Genomic DNA, 11,912 nt, shown 5'->3' on the forward strand with positions numbered 1-11,912 from the left:
TATGAAAATAAACCACAAGTTGCTCACTGTTGGACTACTTTCCATTGTGCTGTTTGGCTGTGCAAGCCCAGATAGTGAGCGCTATGAACTCGAGCAGGACGTGCCACCACAGGCCCCCATCTCAGTCGAACATATCGAGGGGATTACCCCACGATACGAGCCCTATAGCCTTGGGGGTAACAGAAACTACACACTGCGCGGTGTCAGTTACCAAATCGTCGATGATGCCGAAGGGTTTAAACAGCGCGGCCAAGCCTCCTGGTACGGCAAGAAGTTTCATGGACACCTTACCTCCAACGGTGAGATCTACGACATGTACTCGATGACAGCGGCACATAAAACCCTACCACTGCCGAGTTATGTAAAGGTCACCAACCTCGACAATGGCAAACAGACCATAGTTCGAGTCAACGACCGCGGCCCCTTCCACGAGGGTCGGATCATCGACCTTAGCTATGCCGCCGCTTACAAGCTTGGCATCGTCGATGCGGGTGTGGCCAATGTTGAGATTGAGGTCATTACGGTAGAAAAACCAGACAACCCATCAGGGCTCAATGCACAGCCAAATTACATTATTCAGGTGGCAAGTTCCTCCGATCGCGGCCGTGCTGAACAATTGGCTCAAGCGTTACAAGAACAACTCAGTGTCAGTGCCTTTGTGCAAAGTGCTGACAGCGTACACCGCATCATTCTCGGTCCCTTTGATGATTACGATGTCACCCAAGAGACACTGAACAAGATCCAATCTGCTGGCTACGATTCAGCATTTGTTCGCAAGTATCAAACACAAAAATAAAACCATAATCTAGACAATATGATCAACCACACCCAACCGTCAAAGCTAGGGCGCGCACTTCTTGTCGGCGTCACCTCTCTTCTGGCCAGCACACTTGCTCATACCAGAATTATTCCGGGCTTGCCTCCCGTTGCCGCAAAAGGTTACATCCTGATGGACTACCATTCAGGGGAGATCATCGCGGCAGAGAACGAGCATACTCAGCTTTCCCCAGCAAGCCTGACCAAGATGATGACCAGTTACGTGATAGGTCAAGAGATTAATCGCGGCAGTGTTTCTCTAGATGATGACGTCGCAATCAGCCGTAATGCTTGGGCACGTAACTTCCCTGGCTCATCCAAAATGTTCCTTGAGGTGGGCAAAAGCGCCAAGCTTGAGGAAGTGCTACATGGCATTATCGTGCAATCGGGTAACGATGCCTGTGTCGCCGCGGCCGAGCATATCGCTGGCTCTGAAGCCGCATTCGTGACGTTAATGAATAGCTGGGCGCAAAATATTGGCATGACCAATTCGAACTTTGCCAATCCGCACGGTCTCGATAACCCTGATTTGTATTCAACACCGTTTGATCTTGCCCTGCTGGGCAAAGCGCTGATCCGTGACGTGCCTGAGGAGTACCGAGTGTATTCCGAGAAGTCATATACCTATAACGGCATCACCCAGCATAACCGCAACGGTTTGCTGTGGGATGAGAGCATGAATGTTGATGGCATCAAGACCGGCTACACACGCAAAGCCGGTTACAATCTCGTCAGCTCTGCGACCCAAGGCGACATGCGTTTAATCGCGGTCGTCATGGGGGCCAAAAATCCCGATGCGCGCAAAGCTGAGAGTAAAAAATTGTTAAGTTATGGCTTTCGCTTTTTTGAAACCGTCGCACCGCATCAAGCCGAGCAGGTGCTGGCGACGGAAAAGGTCTGGATGGCGAAAAAGCCCAGTGTTGATATGGGCATCACCGAAGAGGCTTATCTGACCCTGCCGCGCGGCAGCAGTGGCAAGCTTGAGGCCAATATAGTGGTTGAGCAACAACTGCGCGCGCCAATCCAGCAAGGCGACCAACTTGGTACGCTATACTATGTACTGGACGGTGAGAATGTTGCCGAATACCCGCTGGTTGCCATGGAGTCGGTTGAGCGCGGGGGATTCTTTCGTCGAATGTGGGATTACCTGGCATTGCTGTTAAGCAGCTGGTTTTAGCCTACGCAACTGGTTTTAAATCGGGCAACTGGTTTTAAACTGAGTGCATCTTGAGATTATCCCAGAATGGCAGTACTATTCTTCGCCATTCCTGTACCAGAGAATTTGGAGTTTATTATGCTGACGATTAACTCAGACGCTAAATTGAAAGACTTGCTTGAGTTCCCATGCTCATTCACCTACAAAGTCATGGGTTATGCCAAGCCAGAACTGCCAGAACGCGTGTTGGAAGTGATCCAACGCCACGCACCGGGTGATTACAGCCCAGTGGTTAAACCAAGTGCTAAGGGTAACTACCACTCAGTGTCAGTCAACATCACTGCGACCTCAATCGAGCAGGTTGAGACACTGTACAAAGAACTGGGCGAGATCGACATCGTCCGCATGGTTCTGTAAAAATTTGAATTCTTAAATTTTTTTTGAAAGCAGCCTATGGCTGCTTTTTTATTATTTATCAATAATATAAAAATCACCCGCCAATAGTAAGGTTAAAAACCTGTCATCAAAATGTAGTTTAGTCGCACTTTCCTGTTTATAATCGAAAGCGAAGTTCGCTAGGGATCATGGAATATAAATGGAAAACCGACTGATAGTCAGATACTTAGGCCGCCAAGACTACCAACCGGTATGGCAAGCAATGCACGACTTTACTGACACACGGGATGATAACACTGTGGATGAGGTCTGGTTGGTTGAGCACAACCCTGTCTTCACCCAAGGTCAAGCTGGGAAGCAAGAGCATCTGCTGGACACGGGTGATATCCCCGTGGTGCAAAGTGACCGCGGTGGTCAAGTGACCTACCACGGACCAGGCCAGTTGGTTGCGTACGTACTGATCAATCTACGGCGCAAAAAAATCGGTGTGCGCGACCTGGTCACCCATATCGAAAATACCGTGATCAATACCCTTAAACGCTTTGGTGTCGAGTCCAATGCGCGCCCGGATGCGCCTGGCGTCTATGTCGATCAACGCAAGATATGCTCCCTTGGCCTGCGTATTCGCCGAGGATGCTCTTTCCATGGACTTGCCCTCAACATCAATATGGACCTGAGCCCCTTCCTACGCATTAACCCTTGTGGCTATGCCGGAATGGAGATGGTTCAACTCAGCGATCTAACCCCAATTACACAATTACAACAAGCCCAGTCACCTTTAATCGAAGAACTCGTTTCTCTGCTGGAGTATCAGCAGGTCGAGTTTGCAACGGAAGCGGTAGAAAATGAGTAAACCTATACAAATGGAAAAAGGCGTCAAGTATCGTGACGCCGATAAAATGGCTCTCATTCCAGTAAAAAACATGCCAACAGAGCAGAAAGAGGTTCTGCGCAAGCCAGACTGGATGAAGATCAAGCTGCCTTCAGACAGCCAACGCATCCAAGACATCAAGTCAGCGATGCGCAAGAATAATCTCCACTCCGTCTGTGAAGAAGCATCCTGCCCTAACCTTGCAGAATGCTTTAATCACGGCACGGCGACCTTTATGATCCTAGGTGCAATCTGTACCCGTCGCTGCCCATTTTGTGATGTGGCCCATGGTCGCCCCCTAGCACCAGAAGCTGATGAGCCAAAACAACTGGCAAAAACCATCGCCGACATGAAGCTCAAGTATGTGGTCATCACCTCGGTTGACCGAGACGACCTGCGCGATGGTGGCGCTCAGCACTTTGCGGACTGTAACCGAGAGATCCGGACGCTCAACCCAACGATTAAGATTGAAACCTTAGTGCCTGACTTCCGTGGCCGAATGGACGTGGCTCTTGATTTGCTCAAGGACAATCCGCCCGATGTGTTCAACCATAACCTAGAAACGGCGCCGAGGCTGTATCGTAAAGCTCGCCCGGGGGCAAACTATAAATGGTCGCTGCAGCTACTCGAGAAATTTAAGCAGCAACACCCCACGATACCGACCAAGTCAGGGTTGATGATGGGTCTCGGTGAAACCAAAGAAGAGATCATCGAAGTGCTCAAAGACTTGCGCGCTCATGGCGTCACTATGCTGACACTAGGTCAATATCTCGCCCCAAGTCGCCACCACTTGCCTGTCGAACGCTATGTGCCACCTGAGGAGTTTGATGAACTCAAACAGATCGCGCTAGATCTTGGCTTTACTCATGCCGCGTGTGGTCCGTTTGTTCGCTCGTCGTACCATGCCGATATGCAAGCACAAGGCATTGAGGTTAAGTAACGACCGGCGTAACTAAAAAAGGTTGGCACTCGCCAACCTTTTCTAGTTCTAGGGACAAATCTAGTTCGAGGCCACCAGGCGCGAATGACTACGCTCAAGTGAATAGCTCAACACAAACAGGCTGATCAGCAGTGGCAAACTGCCGAGGATCACGCCAAGCCAGGCACCATGCTGCCAGCAATACAGCAGCCAAAAACCACCCAGACTGCCCCCCACATAATAGTGAACCAGATACAGCGCAACCGCGGTAGCTTTGCCCGTTTGGGCTTGTTGACTCACCCAAGCGTACGCCAGCGTATGGGTAAAAAACGCGCCAAAGCTTATCAGCAAAAGCCCCACGACCATTAGGCTTAACTGCTCAAAGTACGCCACCAGCACACCCAAAAACATGATAGCCGAGCCTAGAGCAATCCCTGTGGTGGTGCTACCCACCTTGCGCCATTTGGCTGATAGCCCTGAGCTTAATGTGCCAGCCAAATAGCAAAGGAAGATCATACTGGCAATACCCACGGGCAAGCTGTGGGGCTCGGCGACCAAGCGGAAACCCATAACGGTATACAGATTGACAAACAGGGCAAAGTTCACCCCACCAATCAGCATTGCTGTCCAGAGGCTTGGGTTTCTAAAGTGATTGAGCACAGCCCGGTTATGATGCCGGAGCAGCCCAGTTTGGGCGATAAAATGGCGCTGCTTTGGCAAGCCATACCAGACCATAAAAGCGCCTATCAGGCTGATTAGCGCCATCACCAGCACCGCTCTCTCCCAGCCCCCCCACTCAAGTAAGGCACCACCAAACAAACGGCCAGCAATCCCACCAATTGAGTTCGCCGCCACATAGATGCCGATCGCATGTAAAAAAGCCTGCTCAGACAACTCTTCGACCAGATAGGCCACCCCGACAGCTAAGTAAGCCGCAAGAAATACCCCTAGTGCCCCGCGCATCATGATCAGCTGCCACAGTGAATCGGATAGCCACATTCCAACACCGATTAACGGCAAGGAAAACAGCCCAACCAGCAGCACTCGACGGCGCCCATTGCGCTCAGAATAGACCGCCCAAGGGATCAGGCTCAGCGACAAGACTAACGAGGTAATGGCAAACACCCAGTTGATCTCAAATGCCGTCGCAGAAAACTGCATCGCCAACTTGGGCAACATAGGTTGAAATAAATACAAATTACAAAAAATGAGAAACGCCCCCAGCGCAACACTGAGTGTCACCTGGTAATACTGACGCGATTGGTACTCAATCATGGCCACTCCTTTGGCTGCCGTTACTGCTTGATTTGTGATCAAGATAGCAATCGTTGCATCAGAAATTAAATATATTAAATCTATCCCAACTATATATTTTTGATATCGATATGCACTCGAAACAGCTGAGCCAGTTTATTGCGGTTGCCGAGCACGGCAACTTCACTCATGCCGCACAGGCACTCAATATTGCCCAGCCGCCACTGAGCATGTCGATCAAAAAACTAGAGCACCAACTGGGCTTGAGCCTATTCCTTCGCCAGGGCAAGCGAGTCAGTTTGACCCTAGAGGGTGAGGTTCTTTATCAACATGCCAAACAGGTTGAGCAAAAACTGCAAGATGCCAACTTGGCAATGGATGAGCTCAAAGGGCTCGAAAAAGGCGAAGTCAGGATTGGGGTGCCCAGCATGCTAGGATCTTATTACTTTCCTGAGATACTCATGGCCTTCAAGACGCGCTACCCCAAGCTCAAGCTCACTGTAGTCAATGCCGGAACCCGCTCTATTGCCCAAATGCTGCACGATGGCGTGCTGGACATAGGCGTGATCAATCACTCAACTCAGGCCAAAAACCTACAAACTGACCACCTCCTAACCTCAAATATGGTGGCTGCGGTGGGAAAGAATCACCCTCTCGCGACACGCAGCTCGATTTCCTTTGCTGAGTTCTTTGAGCACGAATTGGTCTTATTTGAGTCTGGTTATTTTCACCGTGATTTTATCGAGGCCAAAGCGCGCCAATATAACAGGCCAATGCAGTTCTCTTTTGAGACTAACCTGCTCACCATGATTTTAAGCATTGTCAAAAATGAGTTTGCTATCACTGCGCTGCTCGAAATGGTCACCGATTGTGAGAAGGATATCGTCGCGATCCCGTTTGACGAAAAAGTTGAACTCAATCTCGCCCTCGCCTGGCGTGAGCAGGGCTACCTGTCGATTGCTCACCGCACCTTTGTCGAGTTTGTTAAACAGCAAACCCGCTCATAAGCAATACACTTAGCCCTTAACTCTGAATTCAACTTGTGTCATAGGTCAGCACTATCTACGCTGATGATAGGGAAATCACATCTAAGGGACTGAGATGACGGGATATAAGCTCTACTTCGCGGCCTGCGCCTTTGCACTTTTGAGTCAAGGATGCACCACCAACACCAAACAAGATAACTATCGAGAAGCCTCGTTTGAGCTATGCAACACCGAGGTGGACCTCTACTCGGTCAGCGATGACGGCCGGGTACGTATTATTTGCTCAGATAGCTCCAAGTTTGCCCTCAACAATGAAGACACCTTAGAGACGATGCGTGATATCAATATCGATTATTGCCATGGTGAGGGATTGGGGCAGTTTAGTGAGAGCCGGATCTATTACTCTTTTCGCTGCAAATCAGGCACTCTGTTGAGTATTCCCAAATAGAAAAAGGAGCTCAGAGAGCTCCTTTTTGTCTTGTTCAGCACCTTGATTGATTAAGCGTAAACAGGCAGACGCTTACAGATCTCAAGCACTTTTGCTTTGGTGGTTTCAATCACGTCTTGGTTGTTAACGTCATCAAGCACGTCACACATCCAGTTCGCAAGCTCTGTCGCATCCGCTTCAGTAAAGCCACGACGGGTAATCGCAGGAGAGCCAATACGGATACCAGAAGTTACAAACGGGCTGCGTGGGTCGTTTGGTACAGAGTTCTTGTTCACCGTGATGTTCGCTGCACCCAGCGCTGCGTCAGCTTCTTTACCTGTGATGTCTTTGTCGATCAGGTCAACCAAGAACAGGTGGTTTTCAGTGCCGTTAGAGACAATCTTGTAGCCACGCTCTTGGAACTGCGCCACCATTGCCTTGGCATTTTTCACCACGCGAGCTTGGTAAGCTTTGAACTCTGGCTCCATCGCTTCTTTAAATGCAACCGCTTTACCCGCGATAACGTGCATCAATGGACCACCCTGGCCGCCAGGGAAAACAGCAGAGTTAAGTTTTTTGTACATGTCTTCGCCTGCATTTGACAGGATCAGACCACCACGAGGACCGGCTAGCGTTTTGTGCGTGGTCGTGGTGACAACGTGGGCGTGTGGTACTGGCGTTGGGTATTCACCCGCGGCAATTAGGCCCGCAACGTGCGCCATATCTACGAACAGGTAAGCGTCAACTTTGTCGGCAATCTCACGCATGCGCGCCCAGTCAACGATCTGTGAGTAAGCAGAAAAGCCACCGATGATCATTTTTGGCTTGTGCTCTAGCGCCAATTGCTCCATCTCATCGTAGTTGATTTGACCCGCTTCGTCGATACCGTAAGGGATAACGTTGTAGTGCTTGCCCGAGAAGTTAACTGGTGAGCCGTGAGTTAGGTGGCCACCGTGCGCTAGGCTCATACCCAGTACAGTATCACCTGGATTCAGTAGCGCCATGTACACTGCGCTGTTGGCTTGAGAGCCAGAGTGTGGCTGAACGTTGGCGTACTCACAGCCAAATAGCTGACAGGCACGATCAATCGCTAGAGCTTCCGCTTTATCCACGTACTCACAACCGCCGTAGTAGCGCTTGCCTGGGTAACCTTCAGCGTATTTGTTAGTTAGCTGAGAACCTTGTGCTTCCATTACACGTGGGCTGGTGTAGTTCTCAGAAGCGATTAGCTCGATGTGCTCTTCTTGACGAAGAGTTTCTTCCTGGATAGCTGCGAATAGCTCCGCATCGTAATCTGCGATATTCATATCACGCTTTAACATCTGTATCTCCTGACTCAGATTTAAACTGAAAGTTGCAAAAAAACTGCTTAACGACCTTACGCAAACGTTTTCGTCATCAAGTTGGCGCCCATATTACATAACTTGATCTGGATCATAAAGGCTAAACTGCACCAAATATGGCTCGGTTTATCTGGTCCAATCTCAGACCAAAACTTGGTCACTTGTTACTGCTGTTAGGCTCTGGCTCTATAGTACGGATTTGCACTTATAAAATCGACGATGATTTGTAACTTTCTCACCACTTGGCAGGTTGCAAACCGCATTTGATTGCCGTCAACAATACAGGTTTACACTTTGTACAGCCAGCCATACATCTCGGTTCAACAATTTGTTCTGTTTGCTAGGTTTATCTAGCGTATTTCACTACCATTCGCGCTCAAAATATTCATAAAACACAGGTTTGCTGAGTCAACAATGGAAAAGCACACAAACAAAGAAGATTGGATTGCAATGGTTACTGGGACGTTTTTGGTCGCCCAAGGAGTCTTCTTCCTACAAAATGCTCAATTGCTCACCGGAGGCACAACCGGTTTGGCGCTGTTGCTTTCTCAATTGATGCCGCTGTCTTTTGGTGTGCTGTACTTTAGCTGTAACGTACCTTTTTACCTGATGGCCTGGCAGCGTTTTGGCCGTCGCTTTGCAATCAATAGCGCGATCTCTGGCGGCCTCGTCTCGATTTTCGCTGACCATTTGCACCTTGTGATCGCCATTGACCAAATTAATCAAGTCTACTGTGCCATCGCAGGTGGCCTGCTGATGGGGCTGGGCATGCTTATTCTGTTTCGTCACCGTTCAAGCCTAGGTGGATTCAATGTCTTCTGTCTCTACGTTCAAGACCGTTTCGGTATCTCCGTTGGTAAAACTCAAATGGCGATTGACACAACGATTTTGATTGCCTCAAGTTGGTTTGTCGCGCCTTCGGTTATCCTGCTTTCAGTGCTTGGCGCAGTGATGCTTAACGTGGTTTTGGCGATGAATCACAAGCCAACTCGCTATACGGTAAGCTACTCATAAACCCGCTATATGCTAGCTCAAGCCTGTCGACTAGAGGCTTGAGTCAAGCGTCAGTGAATGAAGATATCGGCAAACTCCACCTAACAACATCATATCTAGTGACAATTAACGGCGACGTGTTGGCGAAATATTGGTTATAATTCGACAAGTATCGAATTTTAATAGTTAGGCAAGACAATGGAGTTAGAATCCGTAGCAAAGGCGCTCAAAGAGCTCGGCCATCCGACACGCTTGAGCATCTATAAGCTGGTAGTGCGCGCAGGTCATCAGGGTGTTTCAGTTGGTGGGCTGCAGCAAAAACTCGCTATTCCTGGCTCCACCCTGTCACACCATATTTCTACCCTTAGCTCTGCCGGTCTTCTAACCCAGCGACGCGAGGGCAGAACCCTCTATTGCCTAGCGGAGTATCAGCGCCTTGATGCGGTGATCGGTTTTTTGCGCGATGAGTGCTGTATTGATGGGCAAGACTGTGAACAGTCCACTAGTGACTGATAAGAAAAAAAAACGAGCAATGACTGCTCGTTTTTTCCTTCATCCCAATTGAGAGCCGATTACAGCTCGTATTTGTGCAGCATAGCTTGCTGATGACCAGCAATCTCCGCGACTTGCTCGGCACTCTCCACCAGCGACGCCAGTTGTAGCGTGGAGTTGTCGCTTTGATCATTGACATGAACGATTGAGCGACTGACATCAGCCGTCGCGCGCTGCTGCTCTTCCGTGGCGGCCGACACATGCTCAACCCGCAGGCGAATTTGGTTAATCGAGGCTTCAATGTCCTCAAAGGAACTCTTCACTCGCTGGCTCGACTCAAGGGCAAAATTCATCTCCTCGCGTGATTCAGCCACAGAAGCGCGAGAGCTGTGGGCCGCCTCCATGAGCTCTGACATCATCAGGCGGATATTGCCCGTTTGCGCCGTGGTGTCACTTGCGAGCTTACGCACCTCGTCTGCAACAACTGCAAAGCCCCGCCCCATCTCACCAGCGCGTGCCGCCTCAATCGCGGCATTAAGCGCCAGCAAGTTAGTATTATCAGCAATACCACTGATCATATCGACCATCTCGCTGATCTGCCCAACCTTGGAGTCTAGCTGATTCATTGAGTGTTCATTGCGGCTCAGGGTCTGCTCAAGCTGATGCAAACGAGTTCGGTTGTCGTCCATCGCTGTAAGACCCACCACGGCAAACTCTTCGGCCTCACGGGCGTTATTAAACGACTCCGTGGTCATGGTGGCAATCTCTCTGATTGAGGCCTCAAGCTCTGTGACTGTGGTGACCATACTCTCAAGCGCGCTGCTCTGCGCTGACAGGCTCCCACGCGTCTGCTCAGCCGCACCGTGGCTGATCTCGGCTGTTTGATAGAGACTTTCACAATTGCGCGTCACCATCTCAATCGAGGATTGGGTAGTACTGACAACTTGATTCAATTTATTTGCAATGTCACGCATCTCCGTTGGTCCCTCAACAGCGATTTGGGTGCTCAGGTCATGTTCAGTTAACTTATTGAGCTGCTTGGTAATCGTTGTCAATGAACGGTTAGTCCAGCGACGAAGGATGAAAAACAACGTCATTACAATCACGACCAGCGCAAGCGAAGAGGCGATCAAGATTAGGATATTGCGCTGAATGGTGGAGTTGACGACCTGCTGACCAGAGTCAATCAAGCGCTCCGCCGTCTCAGAGATATCAATCAAGAGCTGGGTGGTCTGGTTAGCAAGGATAGCGGCTTGAGCTAGCTCTTCATCACGACCTTCCATTAGCTCAAGACGATCAAGAATTTTACTGAGTACGCCACCTGACTCAAAGCCCTGTTGCATCATATCGTATGAAGTGGTCATGCTGGCGAACTCTTTAATCTCTGGGCGCCACTGGGCAAAATCATCATACGCCAGAGAGATACCAGCAATTCGGTTGCGCATCTCACGATACTCATTCTGGGCACTCTCCAGCTCATCTTGCATCATCAGGGTCAGGAAGGTGCTTTCCATAGAGCTTGCGTTGGCAATAAACCGGCTGGCAGCATCTGAAACTAGCGGATTGTCTGAGGCTAAAGATAGGCTTATACGATTCATCTCAGGCCCGATAGATGATAAGCCATAGTGAAAACCTATCACGTCTTTATCAATCTGTGTCTTCATTAAAATCGCTTGCGACTGAGTGGCAAGGATATCCTGAGTTATCGACTGGAGCGCAGTGATTTTATCTGCCAACTCATTACGTTGCTGCTCACTGAGGATGCCCTCCTGTAATTCGGCAATCTCAAACAAGTTCCGCACTCGCATGTCACTGCGCTGGCTAAGCACATTGATACGTTGGCGTGTATTCTCAAGCTCAAGAGATGAGTTCAGTTGTGTGCCGTAATTGAGCAGCTTGAGCTGCTCCAGCACATCTTGGGTTAAAGCCGCATTATTCATCGCCAGGGGCATCGCTCGTTCCGACAACACATCAAACTGCTGCTTGACCTGATTTAAGCCATTGGCACTGAGCAAACTCAAACCGATAAAAAATGCGATTATCAGAGCAAAAATCGCACTCAGAGTACGAATAAGTGATAAAGAAGAGGTTGGTTTCTTTCTCTTTAAGGCCGCCATAGCAATTCCATTGAGGTGTCAGTCAGTTAACCGAATTTTTCCAGTCAGGATGGTAGGCCCCAAAAGTGACACTTTTATTAAATACGCGACACTACTCCATGTTTTCAATTGATTTTATTGACATTCCCGATAACTAAACTCT

At 49.5% G+C, this 11,912-nt stretch carries 12 protein-coding genes; 9 read left to right on the forward strand and 3 right to left on the reverse strand.

The annotated features are described in order from the left end of the window. Nucleotide 1: 1 nt before the first annotated feature. The 5 genes from ACSTTG_RS17220 (at nt 2) to lipA (ending at nt 4,179) form a co-directional block, all read left to right on the forward strand. On the forward strand, nt 2–796 hold the full coding sequence (locus ACSTTG_RS17220; protein ID WP_438460358.1) for a septal ring lytic transglycosylase RlpA family protein: 795 nt from the start codon (nt 2–4) through the stop codon (nt 794–796). Between the two features lie 18 nt (nt 797–814). Continuing rightward, the gene (locus ACSTTG_RS17225) at nt 815–1,993 is read left to right on the forward strand and encodes a serine hydrolase (RefSeq protein ID WP_438475681.1); all 1,179 of its coding nucleotides are present in this window, start codon (nt 815–817) and stop codon (nt 1,991–1,993) included. A 117-nt stretch (nt 1,994–2,110) separates the two neighbouring features. Next, entirely contained in the window at nt 2,111–2,389 is a 279-nt protein-coding gene (gene ybeD / locus ACSTTG_RS17230; protein WP_438460419.1) for a DUF493 family protein YbeD, read from the forward strand. 178 nt (nt 2,390–2,567) lie between these two features. After that, the gene (lipB, locus tag ACSTTG_RS17235) at nt 2,568–3,221 is read left to right on the forward strand and encodes a lipoyl(octanoyl) transferase LipB (RefSeq protein WP_438460356.1); all 654 of its coding nucleotides are present in this window, start codon (nt 2,568–2,570) and stop codon (nt 3,219–3,221) included. Continuing rightward, the gene (gene lipA, locus ACSTTG_RS17240) at nt 3,214–4,179 is read left to right on the forward strand and encodes a lipoyl synthase (protein WP_438460355.1); all 966 of its coding nucleotides are present in this window, start codon (nt 3,214–3,216) and stop codon (nt 4,177–4,179) included. Before lipB ends, lipA begins: the two co-directional genes overlap by 8 nt. Nucleotides 4,180–4,239: 60 nt before the next feature. Here the strand turns inward: lipA and ACSTTG_RS17245 are convergent, their stop codons facing one another. After that, nucleotides 4,240–5,433, reverse strand: a complete 1,194-nt coding sequence (locus ACSTTG_RS17245; RefSeq protein WP_438460354.1) for an MFS transporter — start codon at nt 5,431–5,433, stop codon at nt 4,240–4,242. 110 nt (nt 5,434–5,543) lie between these two features. Here ACSTTG_RS17245 and ACSTTG_RS17250 point away from each other — a divergent pair, with 110 nt between their 5' ends. Further along, complete coding sequence (locus ACSTTG_RS17250) at nt 5,544–6,419, forward strand: LysR family transcriptional regulator (protein WP_438460353.1); 876 nt, start codon at nt 5,544–5,546, stop codon at nt 6,417–6,419. A gap of 94 nt (nt 6,420–6,513) precedes the next feature. Next, nucleotides 6,514–6,846 (forward strand): hypothetical protein, encoded by a 333-nt coding sequence (locus tag ACSTTG_RS17255; RefSeq protein ID WP_438460352.1) that lies wholly within the window; start codon nt 6,514–6,516, stop codon nt 6,844–6,846. A gap of 50 nt (nt 6,847–6,896) precedes the next feature. On the opposite strand, the gene glyA is transcribed toward ACSTTG_RS17255, so the two are convergent. Next, nucleotides 6,897–8,147 carry a serine hydroxymethyltransferase gene (gene glyA, locus ACSTTG_RS17260; protein WP_438460351.1) on the reverse strand — a complete coding sequence of 417 codons (1,251 nt, stop codon included), beginning with the start codon at nt 8,145–8,147 and terminating at the stop codon, nt 6,897–6,899. Nucleotides 8,148–8,582: 435 nt separating this feature from the next. Here glyA and ACSTTG_RS17265 point away from each other — a divergent pair, with 435 nt between their 5' ends. Together ACSTTG_RS17265 and ACSTTG_RS17270 are read left to right on the forward strand one after the other, a co-directional pair. Further along, nucleotides 8,583–9,182 (forward strand): YitT family protein, encoded by a 600-nt coding sequence (locus ACSTTG_RS17265; RefSeq protein WP_438475682.1) that lies wholly within the window; start codon nt 8,583–8,585, stop codon nt 9,180–9,182. 177 nt (nt 9,183–9,359) lie between these two features. Next, complete coding sequence (locus ACSTTG_RS17270; RefSeq protein WP_438475683.1) at nt 9,360–9,674, forward strand: ArsR/SmtB family transcription factor; 315 nt, start codon at nt 9,360–9,362, stop codon at nt 9,672–9,674. A 59-nt stretch (nt 9,675–9,733) separates the two neighbouring features. Here ACSTTG_RS17270 and ACSTTG_RS17275 read toward each other — a convergent pair whose 3' ends face one another. Beyond that, the gene (locus ACSTTG_RS17275; RefSeq protein ID WP_438475684.1) at nt 9,734–11,770 is read right to left on the reverse strand and encodes a methyl-accepting chemotaxis protein; all 2,037 of its coding nucleotides are present in this window, start codon (nt 11,768–11,770) and stop codon (nt 9,734–9,736) included. Between the last annotated feature and the right edge of the window lie 142 nt (nt 11,771–11,912).

Origin of the sequence: Vibrio glycogenivorans (assembly GCF_051660965.1) — a bacterium.
Taxonomy (GTDB): Bacteria; Pseudomonadota; Gammaproteobacteria; order Enterobacterales; family Vibrionaceae; genus Vibrio.